General features: G+C 57.0%; 18 protein-coding genes. 8 read left to right on the forward strand and 10 right to left on the reverse strand.

Annotated features, from left to right (window positions below; genetic code table 11):
• The first annotated feature begins 10 nt into the window (after nt 1-10).
• Nucleotides 11-910: a DMT family transporter gene (locus CMR03_RS04525; protein ID WP_096010902.1), complete on the forward strand. Its 900-nt coding sequence runs from the start codon at nt 11-13 to the stop codon at nt 908-910.
• Here the strand turns inward: CMR03_RS04525 and CMR03_RS04530 are convergent.
• Together CMR03_RS04530 and tctD are read right to left on the reverse strand one after the other, a co-directional pair.
• Complete coding sequence (locus CMR03_RS04530; RefSeq protein ID WP_096010903.1) at nt 891-2279, reverse strand: sensor histidine kinase; 1389 nt, start codon at nt 2277-2279, stop codon at nt 891-893. The genes CMR03_RS04525 and CMR03_RS04530 overlap by 20 nt on opposite strands.
• Nucleotides 2270-2941, reverse strand: a complete 672-nt coding sequence (gene tctD, locus CMR03_RS04535) for a transcriptional regulator TctD (RefSeq protein WP_096010904.1) — start codon at nt 2939-2941, stop codon at nt 2270-2272. The genes CMR03_RS04530 and tctD overlap by 10 nt, the downstream gene beginning before the upstream one ends.
• A 119-nt stretch (nt 2942-3060) precedes the next feature.
• On the opposite strand from tctD, the gene CMR03_RS04540 reads away from it, so the two are divergent.
• The 4 genes from CMR03_RS04540 (at nt 3061) to flk (ending at nt 7154) form a co-directional block, all read left to right on the forward strand.
• Entirely contained in the window at nt 3061-4041 is a 981-nt protein-coding gene (locus CMR03_RS04540) for a Bug family tripartite tricarboxylate transporter substrate binding protein (RefSeq protein WP_082875239.1), read from the forward strand.
• 12 nt (nt 4042-4053) lie between these two features.
• Complete coding sequence (locus CMR03_RS04545) at nt 4054-4485, forward strand: tripartite tricarboxylate transporter TctB family protein (RefSeq protein ID WP_096010905.1); 432 nt, start codon at nt 4054-4056, stop codon at nt 4483-4485.
• Nucleotides 4486-4496: 11 nt separating this feature from the next.
• Nucleotides 4497-5999, forward strand: coding sequence for a tripartite tricarboxylate transporter permease (locus tag CMR03_RS04550; protein WP_096010906.1), 1503 nt, complete (start codon nt 4497-4499; stop codon nt 5997-5999).
• A 114-nt stretch (nt 6000-6113) separates the two neighbouring features.
• On the forward strand, nt 6114-7154 hold the full coding sequence (gene flk / locus CMR03_RS04555) for a flagella biosynthesis regulator Flk (protein ID WP_096010907.1): 1041 nt from the start codon (nt 6114-6116) through the stop codon (nt 7152-7154).
• 1 nt (nt 7155) lies between these two features.
• Here flk and CMR03_RS04560 read toward each other — a convergent pair whose 3' ends face one another.
• A complete protein-coding gene (locus CMR03_RS04560; protein WP_096010908.1) occupies nt 7156-7599 on the reverse strand; it encodes a rhodanese-like domain-containing protein in 444 nt (147 codons plus the stop codon).
• An 88-nt stretch (nt 7600-7687) separates the two neighbouring features.
• Here CMR03_RS04560 and pdxR point away from each other — a divergent pair, with 88 nt between their 5' ends.
• On the forward strand, nt 7688-9127 hold the full coding sequence (gene pdxR / locus CMR03_RS04565; protein WP_096010909.1) for a MocR-like pyridoxine biosynthesis transcription factor PdxR: 1440 nt from the start codon (nt 7688-7690) through the stop codon (nt 9125-9127).
• A gap of 92 nt (nt 9128-9219) precedes the next feature.
• Here the strand turns inward: pdxR and fabB are convergent, their stop codons facing one another.
• The gene (gene fabB / locus CMR03_RS04570; protein WP_063880341.1) at nt 9220-10440 is read right to left on the reverse strand and encodes a beta-ketoacyl-ACP synthase I; all 1221 of its coding nucleotides are present in this window, start codon (nt 10438-10440) and stop codon (nt 9220-9222) included.
• A 152-nt stretch (nt 10441-10592) separates the two neighbouring features.
• Between fabB and mnmC the strand changes: the two genes are divergently transcribed.
• Nucleotides 10593-12605, forward strand: coding sequence for a bifunctional tRNA (5-methylaminomethyl-2-thiouridine)(34)-methyltransferase MnmC2/FAD-dependent 5-carboxymethylaminomethyl-2-thiouridine(34) oxidoreductase MnmC1 (gene mnmC / locus CMR03_RS04575; RefSeq protein ID WP_096010910.1), 2013 nt, complete (start codon nt 10593-10595; stop codon nt 12603-12605).
• A gap of 26 nt (nt 12606-12631) precedes the next feature.
• Here mnmC and CMR03_RS04580 read toward each other — a convergent pair whose 3' ends face one another.
• Genes CMR03_RS04580 through prmB form a run of 6 tightly spaced genes read right to left on the reverse strand, consistent with a single transcriptional unit; the run spans nt 12632 to nt 17216 of the window.
• Nucleotides 12632-12916 (reverse strand): YfcL family protein, encoded by a 285-nt coding sequence (locus CMR03_RS04580; protein WP_063880343.1) that lies wholly within the window; start codon nt 12914-12916, stop codon nt 12632-12634.
• A 34-nt stretch (nt 12917-12950) separates the two neighbouring features.
• Entirely contained in the window at nt 12951-13496 is a 546-nt protein-coding gene (locus CMR03_RS04585) for an elongation factor P hydroxylase (RefSeq protein ID WP_063880344.1), read from the reverse strand.
• A gap of 20 nt (nt 13497-13516) precedes the next feature.
• Nucleotides 13517-14320 carry a sulfite exporter TauE/SafE family protein gene (locus tag CMR03_RS04590; protein ID WP_063880345.1) on the reverse strand — a complete coding sequence of 268 codons (804 nt, stop codon included), beginning with the start codon at nt 14318-14320 and terminating at the stop codon, nt 13517-13519.
• Nucleotides 14321-14328: 8 nt separating this feature from the next.
• The gene (gene mepA / locus CMR03_RS04595) at nt 14329-15147 is read right to left on the reverse strand and encodes a penicillin-insensitive murein endopeptidase (RefSeq protein ID WP_096010911.1); all 819 of its coding nucleotides are present in this window, start codon (nt 15145-15147) and stop codon (nt 14329-14331) included.
• Nucleotides 15148-15151: 4 nt separating this feature from the next.
• Nucleotides 15152-16237, reverse strand: coding sequence for a chorismate synthase (gene aroC / locus CMR03_RS04600; protein WP_096010912.1), 1086 nt, complete (start codon nt 16235-16237; stop codon nt 15152-15154).
• Between the two features lie 46 nt (nt 16238-16283).
• Complete coding sequence (gene prmB / locus CMR03_RS04605; protein WP_096010913.1) at nt 16284-17216, reverse strand: 50S ribosomal protein L3 N(5)-glutamine methyltransferase; 933 nt, start codon at nt 17214-17216, stop codon at nt 16284-16286.
• A gap of 160 nt (nt 17217-17376) precedes the next feature.
• Between prmB and smrB the strand changes: the two genes are divergently transcribed.
• Entirely contained in the window at nt 17377-17925 is a 549-nt protein-coding gene (smrB, locus tag CMR03_RS04610; protein ID WP_096010914.1) for an endonuclease SmrB, read from the forward strand.
• Nucleotides 17926-18142 lie beyond the last annotated feature (217 nt).

The raw sequence follows: 18142 nt of genomic DNA on the forward strand, positions 1-18142 counted from the left end.
GAGTCATGCTATGTTTTTTCTGTTTCCGCTGTTTGCGGTATTGATTTGGTCGGTTAACGCTATCGTTAATAAATTATCGGCGGGGGCAATCGAGCCTGCAGCCATCTCCTTTTATCGCTGGCTACTGGCGTTGCTGGTGTTAACGCCGTTTGTGTTACCCGGCGTGATACGGCGCTGGCAGGCGATCAGGCCGCACCTCTGGCGTTTGATGGTTCTGGGCCTGCTGGGCATGGCGCTGTATCAAAGTCTGGCTTACTATGCCGCCCACAGCGTGAGCGCCCTGTTTATGGGCATTATTGCGGCGCTGATTCCGCTGTTAACGGTGTTGCTCAGCGTGCTGGTCCTGCGGATTGCGCCGACGGTGGGCATTCTGGTGGGCAGCCTGATCTCGTTCTGCGGCTTAATCTGGCTGGTCAGCGCAGGCAACCTTCACCAGCTGCTGAATCACGGTATCGGTGCCGGAGAAGCGATGATGCTGGCGGCATCCAGCTGCTATGCGCTTTATGGCGTGATGACAAAACGCTGGTCGATTCCGTTGCCGGTCTGGCAGAGCCTTTACGTGCAAATTGCCTTTGGCGTTTTGTTGCTGTTACCCGGCTTTTTGATGACGTCAGATGTCTCGCTCACGCCGCGCAATCTTCCCCTGGTGGCCTTTGCCGGGCTGTTTGCCTCTATTCTTGCGCCCTGGCTGTGGATACATGGCGTTCAAAAGTTAGGGGCCAGCATTACCAGTATTTTTATGAATCTGACACCGGTGTTTACCGCCATCATTGCGGTGCTGTTTCTGCATGAACATCTGCACAGCTATCACTGGATTGGCGGCGGTCTGACGCTGGCAGGCGTTCTGCTGGCCCAGCGGCTGCGCAGGCCGTTAACCGCGCGCAAACCGGTTAACACCGATCCACATTGAACTGGACGGTAACCCGTAGCCCGCCCAGTAACGGGCTGCGATCCAGCGTTACGGCAGCGCCGTGCCAGGCACAAATATCCTGGACCAGCGCCAGCCCAATGCCGGCGCCGGCATGCATAGCGGCATTATCCAGCCGGATAAAAGGCTGCAGCGCTTTTTGCTGCTCGTCCGGGCTAATCCCCGGCCCCGCGTCTTCAATTTGAAGTGTTCCGCTCTGGAGGCGCGCAGTGATCATCCCTTGAGAAGGGGTATATTTAATCGCGTTATCCAGCAGGTTGGCACAGAGTTCGCCCAGCAACAGCGCGTCGCCTTTCACCTCACTGTGTTCATCACCCTCATAACCCAGATCAATGTATTTTGCGCGTGCCGCGGCATAACGGCTAAAGCAGGCCTCGCGGACGATGGCCGCTAAATCCACCCGCGCCATGGGCTTATCTTCCCCGTGACGGGCTTTAATTCGCGCCAGTTGCAGCAGGCGATCGGTCAGCAGGATGGTGTCATCCAGCGTATGCTGCATGCCCTGCAGGCTTTCGCGCCACTGTTCAGGCCGGTCGCTGTCCAGCGCCGTGCTGATCTGGGTTTTAAGGATGGTGAGCGGGGTGCGAAGCTGGTGAGCGGCATCGGCGCTGAACCTGTCCTGCCGCGCCAGTAGCCCTCTCAGTCGCTCAAGGTAGCGATTAAAGGCGATGATGAGCGGCTGTAACTCCGACCACGGCAGGGACGGTAACGGTGTCAGCGCCGCGCCGTTACGGCGCAGCACGATGCGTGACAGACGGCGCAGCGGCCGCAATACCCGGCGCAGCATCATGCTCGCCAGTAACAGCGTGATGAATACCAGCGCGCTTTGGCTGAGTAACGCAGTGCGCATCAGCCCCTGAGCAAATGCCTCACGGGAGTGAATGGTTTCCGCCACCAGCACCAGCGCCATGCCTTCCACGCCCGAGTCACTGACCGGCTGCCATAATGCAGCCACCCGAATGCGCTGCTTCTGGTAAAGCCCGTCATAAAAATGCACTAACGCGGGATAGGCTGCAGACATTTCGCTGGTGGCAGGAATCGGGGGCAGCCCGTCATAGCCCGATAACGTTTTGCCCTGGGGCGAAATCACCTGGTAATACAGGCGGTCATTCATATTGCGCTCAAAGCTGTCGAGCACCACCCAGGGCACATCCACCTCCAGATGCTGATGACGAACCACCAGCCGCTCGGCGACGGTACGCGCAGAGGCCAGCAGGGAGCGATCGTAGGCCTGATTCGCCGCCGCCAGGCCGCTCTGATAATGGGTATAAACCGACAGAATCCACAGCAGCACCAGCGGCAGGCCGAGCCACGCCAGCAGCTCACCGCGCAGAGAATGAATCAGTCGCATGGCAGGGTTTCCAGGCTATAGCCCAGCCCTCGCAGCGTCACAATGCCCACATCACTCCCGGCCAGTTTTTTGCGCACCCGATGGACATACAGCTCAATGCTTTCCGGGCTGGCCTCGTCCACCAGCGTAAAGGTCTGCTCATAGAGATGCTGCCGCGAGACCGGACGGCCACGGCGCTGCATCAGCGTGGTGAGCACACTGGACTCACGCGGCGTCAGCGCCAGGGGTTTTTCGTCCAGCAAAAAGTAGCCCTCGCCGTTAAGCTCAAGCTGTCCCAGCGTTTGATTTTGTGGCGATTGCCCCTGTGAACGCCGCAACAGCGCACGCAGACGCGCATCCAGTTCATCCAGTTCGAAGGGTTTGGTCAGGTAGTCATCGGCACCGGTGTTCAGGCCGCGCACGCGGTCGTCCAGCGTACTGCGCGCGGTCAGCAGCAGCACTGGCATATTTTGTCCCCGACGGCGCAGCCGCGTTAACAGCTCGATGCCATCCAGACGCGGCAAAGAGACATCCAGCACCAGCAGCGCATAGTCTTCGCTTTGCAGGCTGTGGTCGGCCGCCACGCCATCGACCACCCAGTCCACGGCAAAGCCTTTCTGGGTTAACGCTTTCTGTAACCATCGCCCCAGTTCCGCCGTGTCTTCAACCAGTAAGAGACGCATATCACATCCTTTCACTAAACCTTATCAATGAAAGGTAAATGAAAGGTTACTAATTTAACAATTCAGCAACGCCGAATTGTCGGTGGTAATCACACTCTGGAAGAAAGATGGAGCGCACGATGAAAAAAATAATCCATACCGCCCTCGCCTCTGCCCTGCTGGCCTTGATGTTGCCGTCATCCGGCTATGCCGCTGCACCAGACAGAACGGAATGCATCGCACCGGCTAAACCCGGTGGCGGTTTCGACCTGACCTGTAAGCTGATTCAGGTTTCGCTGATGGAAACCAAACAGATTGAGAAACCGATGCGCATCACCTATATGCCAGGCGGCGTGGGTGCAGTGGCCTATAACGCGATCATTGCGCAGCGTCCTGCCGAAGCCGGAACGGTTGTGGCCTTTTCGGGTGGCTCGCTGCTGAATCTGTCCCAGGGCAAGTTTGGTCGCTATTCGGTTGATGACGTTAAGTGGCTGGCGGCAATTGGCACCGATTACGGCATGATTGCCGTCCGTGAAGACGCGCCGTGGAAAAACCTGGGCGAGCTCATGGCCGCGATGAAAAAAGATCCGACCAAAGTGGTGGTGGGCGCGGGTGCCTCCATCGGCAGCCAGGACTGGATGAAAACCGCGCTGATCGCTAAAGAAGCCGGTATTGATCCACGCAAAATGCGCTATGTCGCCTTCGAAGGCGGAGGTGAAGTGGTCACCGCCCTGCTGGGGAATCATATTCAGGTAATGTCGGGCGATCTCAGCGAGATGGTGCCGCATTTACAAGGGGGCAAACTGCGGGTGCTGGCGGTAATGGCAGACAAACGCCTGCCCGATCAGCTGGCGTCAATTCCGACCGCCAAAGAGCAGGGATTTAACGTGGAATGGCCCATTATTCGTGGCTTCTATCTTGGCCCTAAAGTCAGCGATGCCGATTATCAGTGGTGGCAGAGCGCCTTCGAGAAAATGGTGCAAACCCCAGAGTTCAAAAAGCAGCGCGAACTGCGTGGCCTGTTTGAATTCAATATGTTCGGCGCAGAACTGGATAAATACGTGAAAGATCAGGTTGCCGCTTACCGCGAGCAGGCGAAATCCTTTGGTCTGGCTAAGTAACCGGGAGACATCATGAGCGATCGTATTTTCGCCACCCTGTGGCTAATGATGTGCCTGGCAGGCCTGGTCATCGCCTGGCAAATTCAAAGCGAATACAGCTATGAGCCCGTTGGACCGCGTCCTTTTCCGCTCATCCTTCTCAGCCTGATGGCCTTCTGTGCCCTGATGCTGCTGCTGAGAAAACCGGATGACATCCAGTGGCCGTCGGCAGCCACGATGAAACGTCTGGTGGCGCTGGCGGTGATGATGCTGGTTTACGGCGGGATGTTTGAAACCCTGGGCTTTCCGCTATCCACTTCGCTGCTGACTTTCGGTCTCGGCATGCTGTTTGGTGCACGTTGGTGGGCCGCCCTGCTCTCCGGTGCGGTAATGGGATGGTCACTGTTCTACGCCTTTGACCGTTTACTTGACGTGACCTTGCCCGCTGGCAGCCTGTTCAATTAAGGAGAGAAATAATGGAAACCTGGTCTTTCCTGATGCACGGTTTTGCCGTTGCCATGACGCCTGAAAACCTGCTGATTGCCCTCATCGGCTGCTTTATCGGCACGATCGTCGGCTTACTGCCCGGACTCGGGCCGATCAACGGCGTGGCGATTTTAATGCCGCTGGCGTTCGCCCTGCACCTGCCTGCCGAATCAGCGTTGATTCTGCTGGCGACGGTTTATCTGGGTTGTGAATACGGTGGGCGCATTTCCTCCATCTTGCTCAACGTCCCGGGCGATGCCGGCGCGATCATGACCGCGCTGGATGGCTACCCGATGGCGCAGCAAGGCAAAGCGGGTGTGGCGCTCTCGATCTCTGCCGTCAGTTCCTTCGTCGGTTCCACCATCGCCATTCTCGGCATCATCTTATTCGCCCCGTTGCTCGCTCGGTGGTCGCTGGCGTTTGGCCCGGCCGAATATTTTGCGCTAATGGTCTTTGCCATTGCCTGTCTGGGCAGCATGATGAGTCAGAACCCACTTAAGTCGTTCCTGTCGGCCCTGATCGGGCTGAGCATGGCGACCGTGGGCGTCGATGCCAATACCGGCGTCTATCGCTTCACCTTTGACAGTGTGCACCTTTCTGACGGCATCCAGTTTGTGGTGGTGGTCATTGGCCTGTTCTCGGTCAGCGAAATTTTGCTGATGCTGGAATCCACACACAGCGGGCAGAAAGTGGTCCGCGCCAGTGGCCGCATGATGTTCAATATGAAAGAGGCCGCCATGTCTACCGGTGCCACACTGCGTGCCTCGTTTATTGGCTTCTTTGTGGGTGTGTTACCCGGCGCGGGCGCAACCATCGCCAGTGCTATCGCCTACATGGCCGAGAAAAAAATCAGCGGCAGCGATCAGTTTGGTAAAGGGGATATTCGCGGTGTGGCTGCGCCGGAAGCGGCGAACAATGCCTCCGCCTGTGGCTCGTTTATTCCGATGCTGACGCTCGGCATTCCCGGTTCCGGTACCACCGCAGTGATGGTCGGTGCGCTAACGTTGTATAACATCACCCCTGGCCCGGCGATGTTTACTGAGCAGCCGGATATTGTCTGGGGATTGATTGCCGCGCTGCTGATTGGCAACCTGATGCTGTTGATCATGAACATCCCGATGATTAACGTGTTTGCGCGTATGCTGACGATTCCGCTGTGGTTCTTAGTCCCGGCTATCGCCGCCATCTCCGCGGTGGGCGTTTATGCGGTTCACAGCACCACCTTTGACCTGCTGCTGATGGTGGGATTGGGCATTTTCGGCTATATCCTGCGAAAAATGGATTTCCCTATGTCACCGCTGATTTTGGGGTTTGTACTGGGTGAAATGCTGGAGCAAAACCTGCGTCGGGCGCTGTCTATCAGCAATGGTGAAATGGCTATCCTGTGGGAAAGCCCGATTGCCAAGGTGCTGCTTATCCTGGCTGTAGCCGTATTGATTGTGCCTCTGGTGTGGAAACGACTGCGCCGTAAACCCGCCACCGTGCATCAGTAAGTAAATCTTTGTGCGAAACACACAAGCCCCGTGGATTTCCCAGGGGCTTTTGTTATCATAGCGTATTCTGTTTCCGGCGCACCCCACGCTGTTCTGTTTCCCAAGGAATCCGCCATGCAACCTGTCAGCGGCCCCGGTGTGCCGGTCGGCGATCGTTCATCTGTTAATCCGCAAACTGACGCCCCGCGTGCAGGAAGCGTTGCCGGTGAACAGCCCCTTTCTCCTGCCCAGCGCACGACGCTTGAGCGTTTGATTGTGCGCATTATGTCGCTTAGCACGCTTAAGGCGCCCGAACTCTGGGCCGGTTTACGCCATGAAGTGGGTGTTAAAAGCGAAGCAGAGCTTCAGTCGCGCCATTTTCCGGCTGCGGAGCAGTTTCTCAATGCCCGCCTGGCGCAGGTGCAGACAGGCCACGGCACACGTCAGTTAATGACGCAACTGACCGACCTGCTGCCGAAAGGTAATAATCGTCAGGCGGTCAGTGATTTTATCCGCCAGCAGTTTGGTCAGACGGTGCTGAGCGCCTTAACCCAGGACCAGCTGCGCCAGGTATTAACCATGCTGCAAAATGGTCAGATGGCAATTCCGCAACCCCAACAGAGCCGTACCAGCGATCGTTCGCTGCTGCCTGCGGAGCATCAGGCGCTGAATCAGCAAATTGTTCGTCTGGCTGCCGCGACAGGCGAATCCAGTGGCAAAATATGGACCGCTGCGCTGAAGCTGGTCAATCTCACCAGCGGCGATCCTATTCCGTCGCGCCATTACCCGCTGCTTACACAGTATTTGCAGGTGCGTCAGACGTTGAGCCAGCACAGTGCGCCGACGTTACAGCTGATTGAAGCCTCGTTAAAACATCCTTTGGATCAGCGTGAACAGCAGATGCTGCAGGATTACAGCCTGCAACGTTTTCAGGCCACGCCGCAAATGGTGCTGACCCCGACGCAAACCCAGGATCTGCTTAACTTCCTGTTTGCGCGTCGGGCTGAAAGAGCCCATGAGCAAGCCCTGGCCGACAACGAACTGAATCCGCATCCGATATGGGCGCCCATTTCCGGTTCGCTGCCGCCGGCGTTGCAATCGCTGGCAGCGCGCCCGGTGCTGAGCGCGGTCGTAGGGTTGATTGTTCTGGCCTTTTTACTGTGGCTGGTGTTGTAATTTAACACCCACAGGATGCCGCAGAAGCTGTCTGCGGCCATTCGCCCGCCTCATCGCCCCATGTCATCGGATGACCGTCTCGCTTCCAGAAATCCAGCCCGCCAGTCAGTTCTTTGACTTTAAATCCCAGTAACGCCAGCTGATACGCCGCTTTGGTTGAGCCATTACAGCCGATGCCATCGCAGTAAGTCACATAGAGCAGGTCGCGATCCAGAGAAGCCGTGCTGGCTTCATTGATTTCCCGATGAGGGAAGTTTACCGCGCCGCTGATATGGCCTGCCCGCCAGGCTTCCACCTGACGGGCATCGATCACGACAATCCCCTGCCGTTGGTGGGCCAGATCGTCAGCCAGATCCCAGGCATCGGTGTAATAAGCCAGCTTGGCCTGCAGATACGCAACGCTCTGCTGCGGTAACGCCGGGGGAAAACCTAAAACAGATGACATTCTTTTTTCTCCTGTTGTGACAGACAGGCAGTTTACGGCAAAGTGGCCTACTGAATAATACCGCTTTCAACGAGGTGATAAGACCATTATGACGTCGCCGCTGCTGCAATTGTTTCATCATCAGGCAACCGGTGGTCTGCGCGACCGCCTGTGCGCCACACTTCGTCAGTGGATTGAAACCGCGCACCTTCAGGTCGGGCAGAAACTGCCCTCAACGCGTCAGCTGGCAACCGATTTAACGCTGTCGCGCGTCACGGTTGAAGCCGCTTACGCCCAGCTTGAAAGTGAAGGTTACCTGCGGCGTGAATCCGGTCGCGGCAGCTTCGTCGCCATCACGCTGCCGGGCAGTTCGCCCCGCGTGCGCGCCAATCGCATGGCGACATTCTCACAGCGCGGCCAGCAGATGCTGGCAACGGGCGGCTGTCAGGATGCGCCCTTTCCCTATGCGTTTGCGGCAGGTTCGCCGGATTTACGTGCCTTTCCTCATCCTCTCTGGCGGCGGTTAACCGCCCGCGTTCAGCGCACCGCTGGCCCTGACGTGATGGGCTACGGCGATCCGCTGGGTTATCTGCCACTGCGCCGCGCGCTTGCTGACTATCTGGCTCTGTCACGTGGCGTGCAGTGCGAGGCTGATCAGGTGATTATTTTAACCAGTTCACAACAGGCGCTGCAGCTGCTGGCGCTAATGCTGGTTGATGCGGGTGATGAGATCTGGATGGAAGAGCCGGGCTATGCGGGGGCGCGTAATGCTTTTCTTTCTGCGGGGGCCAGAGTGCGCGGTATTCAGGTGGATGCCGAGGGTGCGGTTCCCCAACCCGGTTCCGCAAAACTGATGTATCTGACCCCTTCGCATCAGTATCCCACCGGCGTGTCCTTAAGTCTGCCGCGCCGTCTCGCCTGGCTGGACTGGGCACGTCGTCACGGCAGTTGGCTGATTGAAGACGATTACGACAGCGAGTTTCACTATGACGATCGCCCTGCGCCTGCGCTGCACGCGCTCGACAACGATAGCCGGGTCATTACCCTCGGAACCTTTTCGAAATCGCTGTTTCCCTCGCTGCGTCTGGCGTGGATGGTGGTGCCTGTCCCGTTGGTGGCACCTTTAGGCCGGGCACGCAGCCTGCTGGACGGGCATAGCGCACTGCTGCCGCAGGCGGTAACGGCAGAATTTATGCAGCAGGGGCATTTTGCCAGCCACTTGCGGCTGATGCGCCAGCTTTATCACAGCCGTCGCGATCGCCTGCTGGAGCAGCTAGCCCAGCGTCTGACGCCATGGCTCAGGCCGTTTCCCTGCCCGGGTGGATTGCAGACAACCGTTGCGCTGGTGCAGGGCGACGACGCCGCCTTAACGTTACAGGCGACAAAGGCGGGTTTATTACTGCCCCGACTCAGCCCACTGTACGGCGATAGCGCACCTCAGCAAGGCTGGATTTTAGGCTTTGCGGCGCTAACGCCCGATGAGATTGTGGCCGGGTGCGACAAGCTGGTCAGGCTGCTTTCAGCAGGCTCATCACGCAACAGTGGCTGAGTGGCAATCCCAACGTAAAAAAGGCCGGCAAGCGCCGACCTTTTCGTAGGGTTCACGTCATGCTGCGTGCAGCATGACGTTTTAATCCAGCGTTATGCCTGGTATTTGCGCATGGTCAGCGTGGCGTTGGTGCCACCAAAACCAAAGCTGTTAGACATCACAGTGGTCAGCGTTTTTTCTGTCGGCTGCGTCACGATATTCATGCCTTCTGCCGCCGCATCCAGCGAGCTGATATTGATGCTTGGGGCAATAAAACTGTGCTCCAGCATTAGCAGCGAGTAGATGGCTTCCTGCACGCCCGCCGCCCCTAAGGAGTGGCCGGTCATCGCTTTGGTAGCAGAAATGTACGGCGTGTTATCGCCAAACACTTCACGAATCGCGCCCAGTTCTTTGACATCACCGACCGGGGTAGAAGTACCGTGGCTGTTCAGGTAGTCGATTGGCGTGTCCACGCCGTGCATCGCCATCTTCATGCAGCGCACTGCGCCTTCACCCGATGGCGCGACCATGTCTGCACCATCTGAGGTTGCGCCGTAACCTACGATTTCAGCGTAAATGTGCGCACCACGTGCCAGTGCATGCTCCAGTTCCTCAACCACGACCATACCGCCGCCGCCCGCAATGACAAAGCCATCGCGTTCGTTATCATAGGTACGTGAGGCTTTTTCTGGCGTCTCGTTGTAACGCGTAGACAGTGCGCCCATTGCATCGAACTCACAGGCCATTTCCCAGCACAGCTCTTCGCCGCCGCCCGCAAAAACAATATCCTGTTTGCCCAGCTGAATCTGCTCAACCGCGTTACCGATACAGTGCGCGGAAGTCGCACAGGCTGAACTGATCGAATAGTTTACGCCGTGGATCTTAAACGGCGTGGCCAGGCAGGCTGAAACGCCTGACGCCATCGCCTTGGTCACCACATAAGGGCCTACCGCTTTCAGACCGCGTGGGCTGCGCATGGCATCCGCACCAAAAACCTGAAAACGTGGGGAACCTCCGCCAGATCCTGCAATCAGACCAACGCGTGGATTGTTCTGGTAAGCCTCGTTGCTCAGGCCAGAATCTTTGATAGCCTCTTCCATAGAGAGGTAAGCATAGATGGACGCATCACTCATAAAACGCACAACTTTGCGATCGATGAGGCCAGTGGTATCGAGTTTAACGTTACCCCAGACGTGACTACGCATGCCGGAATCTTTCATCTCTTGGGAAAAAGTGATGCCTGAGCGGCCCTCACGCAGAGATGCCAGCACCTCTTGCTGGTTATTACCAATACTGGAAACGATCCCTAAGCCAGTAATCACAGCACGTTTCATTCAATCATCCTCACCACTTCTGTTATTTGACGAGCACTCTAGCTTACACTTGTACGCCGAACAAGTCCGATCAGCCATTTCCTTTTGTAAATTTGCGTCATGTCACGTCGACCGATAAAATCCTGACACTCCCTGAAAAATGAGCCTTTACTGTGAAACTGCCCCAGGTTGAACACGCCCAACTGAGCTGGAACGAACAGGGTACACCTGTTTCCCGAGCGTTTAACGACGTCTATTTTTCCAATGACAACGGTCTGGAAGAGACGCGGTATGTCTTTCTGGGTGGCAATGATTTCCCGCAACGCTTTCATCAGCATCCGCGCGATCTGCTGATTGTTGCCGAAAGCGGTTTCGGCACAGGCCTTAATTTTCTGACGCTGTGGCAAGCCTTTGATTCCTTTCAGCGCCACCATCCTGATGCGGCCTTAAAACGACTGCATTTCATCAGCTTTGAAAAATTTCCGCTGACCCAGGCCGATTTGACGGCGGCGCATCAGCACTGGCCCGAACTGGCCCCCTGGGCTGAACAACTTCAGTGCCAGTGGCCCCTGGCACTGCCGGGCTGCCAACGTGTGTTATTTGATTCGGGCCGCATCACGCTGGATCTGTGGTTAGGCGATATTAATGCGCTAATTGATAATTTTGATGACAGTCTGCATCGTCAGGTCGATGCCTGGTTTTTAGATGGCTTTGCGCCGTCGAAAAACCCCGATATGTGGACGCCTGACCTGTTCCAGTCGATGGCAAAGCTGGCGCGGCCGGGTGGCACCTTCGCGACCTTTACGGCGGCGGGTTTTGTGCGGCGCGGTTTGCAACAGGCGGGCTTTGCGGTGACCCGGCGTAAAGGGTTCGGGCCAAAACGGGAAATGCTGTGCGGTTCGCTGGAGACCGCACCCGCGCTGGCGCATCGCCAGCCCTGGTATGCGCGCCCTGCGCTGTCCGGCAAGGAGATTGCCCTGGTTGGCGGCGGCGTGGCAAGCGCCACGCTGGCCCTTGCGCTGCTGCGCCGGGGCTTTCAGGTAACGCTCTACTGTGCCGATGAGGCACCCGCTCTGGGCGCGTCCAGTAATCGCCAGGGCGCGCTGTATCCCCTGCTGAATCAGCACGATCCCGCGCTGGCCAGCTTCTTTCCTGCTGCATTCAGTTTCGCCCGTCGCCTGTATGACGCACTCGATCTCCCTTACGAACATGACTGGAGCGGTGTATTACAGTTGGGCTGGGACGAGAAAAGCGCCAGCAAGATTGCGCAGATGCTGGAGATGGCCTTACCGGCTGAGGTCGCTTACAGCGTCAATCGCGACGAGGCGGAGGCACTGGCCAACGTGGCGCTGGATTGTGGCGGCATCTTTTATCCGCTGGGTGGCTGGTTAGCCCCGGCTGAATTGACGTCTGCGTTGTTATCCCACGGTGAACGACTCGGATTGCGTGTTCACTGGCTGCACCGCGTCACCGCGCTGGAGCCGCATTCGCAAGGCTGGCAGTTGACCTTCAGTGAACAACCCGCCACCTGCCACCAGGCTGTGGTGCTGGCCAACGGTCATGCGATTACCCATCTGACCCAGACCGACTCGCTGCCGGTTTATCCGGTCGCCGGCCAGGTCAGTCATATTCCGGCTTCACCCACGTTATCGGCGCTGAAAACGGTGCTCTGTTATGACGGTTATCTCACCCCAGCCAGCCCACAGTTTGGGACGCACTGTATCGGCGCCAGCTATCACCGTGGCGATACGTCGACGGCCTACCGTGAAGACGACCAGCAGCAAAACCGCAGCCGTCTGCAGCACTGCCTGCCCCACAGCGGGTGGGTGGATGAAGTGGACGTCAGCCAGGGCGAGGCGCGCAATGGCGTACGCTGCGCCACCCGGGACCATTTGCCCATGGTGGGCAGCGTGCCGGATTACGCGGCGACGCTTGCCACCTATGCGGATCTTGCACAGCAACGCACCCGCGAAGCAGAAAGCGAAACGGCACCGTATTTTTCAGGGCTTTATGTGTTTGGCGCGCTTGGCTCACGTGGATTGTGCAGTGCGCCCCTGGCGGCAGAAGTGCTGGCGGCTCAGCTCAGCGGCGAACCCCAGCCGCTGGATGCCAGCACGCTGGCGGCGCTCAATCCAAATCGTTATTGGGTAAGAAAATTGCTGAAGGGCAAAAAAGCGGGGAACTAGCACGGGCGGCGTACCGCCCCGTGCATTCAGGCAGATTGCTGGCGGGCCTGTAAAAACAGGTTATCCCACATACCAATCACCAGCGCCTGATCCCGGGGCGATAATTCTCCGGCGGCGATAGCGTTTTGCAGGCTTCGTGTCACCTGGATCTGTAACGCTTGCGGCGTGTGTTCGTCCAGGCGTTCCACTTCCGCCACTGCCAACGTGAGGTGGCCACGCAGATAACCGCTGGCAAATAGCTCATCGTCACTGGCGTGCTCAACCATGTCGTCAATCAGGGCCAGAATACGTGCCTCAAATTCTGCGATCATCTCATCATTCCTCTGTTATTAAGTCCCTTCTGCATCACAAATCGTCCGGCCAGGGAAATTGCGATGCGGTCAGAGAAGGCCTGCCATAATAGTCAGCCAGGGCTGAAATAAAGCGTGCGGGACGGGCAGGAATACCCGACGCCAGGTAGTTCATGACCTGGGCATGAACCTTTCGCTGGAACACAATGCGATCTGGCTCACAATCTCCTTCGAGATTGTCACAACTGACGTTGAAGGGAAAGCCTGCAGCCACACAAAACATCCATTCCAGCGCCTGCGGCTTAACCTCTACCGCTTCGAACTGGCTTTGCGTTTGCGCGTCGCGGCCATCCGGACAATACCAGTAACCAAAATCCACCAGCTTGCGCCGGGCTTCACCCGCGATGCACCAGTGCGAAATTTCATGTAACGCGCTGGCGTAATATCCATGAGCAAATACCACCCGATTCCATGGCGATTCGTCATCCGCAGGAAGATAGATCGGTTCGTCATCGCCTTTAATTAGACGGGTCTGAAAGTCGTGGCTAAAGCAATCATCAAACAGCGCGATCAGCTGTTCGTAGTTATGAGTTGTTGTCATTAAGTCATCACGTAAAAGTATTACAGATTCAGCGTGGTCAGCCAGGCCATCAATTCACTGCCGTGGCTGTCCCAGAGCAGTTTGGCGCTCATGACCGCCGAAACGATTACCACCATCGGGCGGATCAGCTTTTGTCCACGTGCCAGCACCAGCCGTGCACCCAGCCGGGCACCACAAAATGCCCCCAGCATCATGATAAGCCCTGTGCCCCACACCACTTTGCCACCAAATATAAAAAACAGCAGGCTACCAAAGTTGGAGGTGAAGTTAAGCAGCTTGGCGTGCGCGGTGGCTTTTGCCAGGTTATAGCCGCACAGCGTAACGAAGGCCAGTGCGTAAAATGAGCCGGCACCCGGCCCAAAAAAACCGTCATAAAAGCCGACACAGCCACCGCCAATCAGGGCGAAAGGCAGCCCCTGCAGACGGTGAACGCGGTCTTCTTCACCGATACGTGGCATCAGCAGAAACCACATGCCGATAGCGATTAACAGCAGCGGCAACACCTGACGCAGCATATCAGCCTGCAGGTGCTGGATGAGAATGGCCCCGCCAATCGACCCCAAAAAGGTCATGGCGATATTCAGCCGCTGCTCGCTGAGTCGGATGGCCCCGCGCCGGACAAAATAGAGGCTGGATGAGAAAGATCCGCCGACCGATTGCAGCTTGTTGGTCGCCAGCGCCTGCGCCGGTGACAGCCCGGCAGCCAGCAAAGAGGGAACCGTTAACAGTCCGCCGCCACCCGCAATGGAGTCAATGAACCCAGCCAGCAGGGCAATAAAAAACAGCAGCACAACCAACAGCGGGCTGACAACGAACCATTCCATGGGAACCCTTACAGTAAATGTTTATCCAGCAGTGCCTGACAGGCCGCAGGCAGCGGCGGTGGCTCACGTTTTACCGGCGCAGAACCAGGCTGTTTGGGCAAAAACCAGCTCTGTAGTTCGGCTCCACAGCCATCACCCGCAGGCGGTGGGGCCTGCTCTTCACACTCGGTGCTGCCCTGAGGACAGCGCAAGCGGACGTGCATGTGCGCGCGATGCGCAAACCAGGGACGCACTTTTCGAAGCCAGCCGCGATCGCTACCCGCATCGGCACAAAGCTGCTTTTTAATCGCCGGATTGACGAAGATACGTGTCACATCCTCATCTTTCGCCGCCAGTTTGATCAGGCTATCGATTTCAGGCTGCCAGTGACGCGCCACCACGTTCTTGTCGTCAGCGGTGACGAGATCCAACGGCTGCGGTTTAAGGAGTTGCTGCGCGCTCCAGCGGGTTTTAGGCAGTTGTAGCCAAATGTCGACGTCCAGCCCGGTTTGGTGGCTGGCATGTCCACTGCTAAAGCGCCCGCCTGCCGCCATGCCCATATCGCCAATTAGCACGTTTCCCAGTTGGAGGTTATGCGCCTGGGTTGCCAGGCGCTGAATAAACAGGATCAGGTCGGGATGACCGAAATAGCGGCGCTGATCCTGGCGCATGACCTGATAATCCGGCGAGTTAAGCGGCAACGCCTGGGCACCCACGATACAGCCGTTGGCAAAGCCCCCAATCGCATTGGGCTCACCCGCAACAGGGTGCTGGATACGTTGCCACGGCGTTGCCGCCAGGCTGGAGGCACTCAGCAGGAGCGCACTCACCATCAGCAAGATTTTCATAGGCTCACCAACGTGGCACCGTCGAGTTAACCTCACCGCACTGCGCGCGCTGGCGCAGCAGATGATCCATCAGCACGATCGCCATCATGGCTTCTGCAATGGGCACGGCACGGATGCCCACACAAGGATCGTGACGACCTTTGGTGATCATCTCCACTTCCCCGCCATCGCGGGTGATAGTTTTACCCGGTACGGTAATACTGGAGGTCGGTTTCATGGCCAGATTCGCGCTAATCGTCTGGCCGCTACTGATGCCGCCGAGGATACCGCCTGCATGATTGCTCTGAAAACCGGTGGCGCGGATTTCATCACGATGCTGGCTGCCGCGCTGATTCACTACGGCAAAACCGTCGCCGATTTCCACACCTTTCACCGCGTTAATGCTCATGAGTGCATGCGCGAGGTCAGCATCCAGGCGATCAAAAACCGGTTCGCCCAGGCCTGGTGGGACATTTTCCGCCATAACCGTGACCCTGGCCCCAATCGAATCCCCTTCTTTCTTCAGGGCGCGCATCAGTTCATCCAGCGCCTCCAGCTTGTCGGCATCCGGGCAAAAGAAGGGATTCTGTTCAACGATGCTCCAGTCTTTCAGTTCGCAGGCAACGTCGCCGATCTGCGCCAGATAGCCGCGAACCAGGATACCGTGCTTCATCTGCAGGTATTTTTTAGCAATCACGCCGGCCGCCACGCGCATCGCGGTTTCGCGTGCCGATGAACGGCCACCGCCACGGTAGTCACGTGTGCCGTATTTTTGCTCATAGGTGTAATCCGCATGGCCCGGACGGAACAGGTCTTTGATGGCACCGTAATCCTGCGAACGTTGATCGGTATTCTCGATCAGCAGGCCAATCGAGGTACCGGTGGTGATGCCGTCAAAGACACCGGACAAAATTTTCACCTGATCCGGCTCACGGCGCTGGGTGGTGTAGCGCGACGTTCCCGGACGACGACGATCAAGATCGTGCTGGATATCGGCTTCGGTTAACGGAATGCCCGGCGGCACGCCATCAACGATACAGCCCAGGGCAATACCGTGAGATTCACCAAACGTGGTGACGCGAAAGAACTGTCCGATGCTGTTTCCGGCCATTGAGATTCCTTGTTACGGTTTGACGGGCGAAAGTTCGCTCACCCTTTTAGTCTTTATAAAATGAGAAATGGTGCTGTGCATCAACGATCTGCTGACGGGTGAGCATAAAGACGCCGTCACCGCCGTTGTCGAACTCCAGCCAGGTGAAAGGCACGTCAGGATATTGCTCCATCATATGCACCATGCTGTTACCCACTTCGCAAATCAGCACGCCCTGTTCGCTCAAATAGCCCGGCGCGCAGGCAAGGATACGGCGCACCAGTTTAAGCCCGTCGCTGCCCGCAGCCAGACCCAGTTCGGGTTCATGCTGATATTCGCTCGGCAGGTCGTCCATATCTTCTGCATCAACATAAGGCGGGTTAGTCACGATCAGATCGTACTGTACCGGCGGCAGTTCGCGGAACAGATCGGCGCGAATCGGCGTCACGTGATGCATCAGACCGTGCTCTTCAATATTCTGCTCGGCCACCGCCAGCGCATCATGAGAAATATCCACCGCATCGACTTCAGCTTCCGGGAACGCATAGGCACAGGCAATCGCAATACAGCCGCTGCCGGTACACATGTCCAGAATATGACGCGGTTTTTCCGTCACTAAACCGGCAAAGCGGTTTTCAATCAGTTCACCAATAGGTGAACGAGGCACCAGAACGCGTTCATCAACGTAAAACTCATGGCCGCAGAACCAGGCCTTGTTGGTGAGATAGGCGACCGGGATACGTTCGTTCACGCGGCGAATGACGCGCTCAACGATGCGATGGCGTTCGCTGGCTGTCAGGCGCGCGTTACGCATATCTTCCGGGATATCTAAGGGTAACCACAGCGTGGGCAGAACCAGCTGGACAGCTTCGTCCCAGGGATTATCTGTGCCGTGTCCGTACCAGATTCCGGCAGCGGTAAAGCGGCTTACCGACCAGCGCAGCATATCCTGAATGGTGTGCAGTTCATTCACTGCCTCATCGACGAAAATTTTGTCCACGTAGCCCTCCGCAGGCCTTTTACTAAATCGGCCGATAGTTTGCCACGAAGCCGAGGAGAATTCAGCGCGGCAAGGTGAAAAAGCTGACAATTAATGACGGTTAACGGTAAGGTATCGGCTTCTGCTGTTAATCAGCCACCTCAGATATGATTTACGAATAATGAGTAAAAAAAACCCCCTGAGCCAGGATGATCAAGCGCTGTTTCGCCAGTTGATGACGGGCACGCGTCAATTAAAACAAGATACTATCGTGCACAAACCGGCAGTGAAAACCCGGGAAGTCCCGATAAAAAGACTGCTGTCTGAACAAGCGGATAACAGCCACTACTTTTCAGATGAATTCCAGCCGCTGCTGTCCACTGAAGGGGCAACGCGCTATGTTCGTGCCGACGTGAGCCATTTTGAACTGAAGAAGCTGCGCCGGGGTGACTACACGCCAGAGATTTTTCTTGATCTGCACGGGCTGACCCAGATGCAAGCCAAGCAGGAGTTAGGCGCGTTGATTGCCGCCTGTCGTCGCGAACACCTCTTTTGTGCCAGCGTGATGACCGGACATGGTAAACATATTTTAAAGCAACAAACGCCACTGTGGCTGGCCCAGCATCCCTGGGTCATGGCCTTTCACCAGGCACCCAAAATGTTTGGCGGCGATGCCGCGTTATTAGTTCTTATTGAAATTGAAGAGTGGCAACCGCCAGAATTGCCTTGATATTCAGGCAGAAAAACGTCTTAAGCCCCTTGCCCTGCCGTCCCGCTTGTTCCCCCTTTGCCGGGGGAATCCGCGCCACTGCGTTACACCTTCTTCCCTTATCACGCGTCATTCCGCCCCTTATTGTCCGGGCGTTCTGCTGATTTCTGTTCAGGCTGACGCAGACTATTTGCTTAAGAAACTATTTATACTGAATACAATTTTCCCGCTGCCGATA

The organism is Pantoea allii (assembly GCF_002307475.1).
GTDB classification, from domain to species: Bacteria; Pseudomonadota; Gammaproteobacteria; order Enterobacterales; family Enterobacteriaceae; genus Pantoea; species Pantoea allii.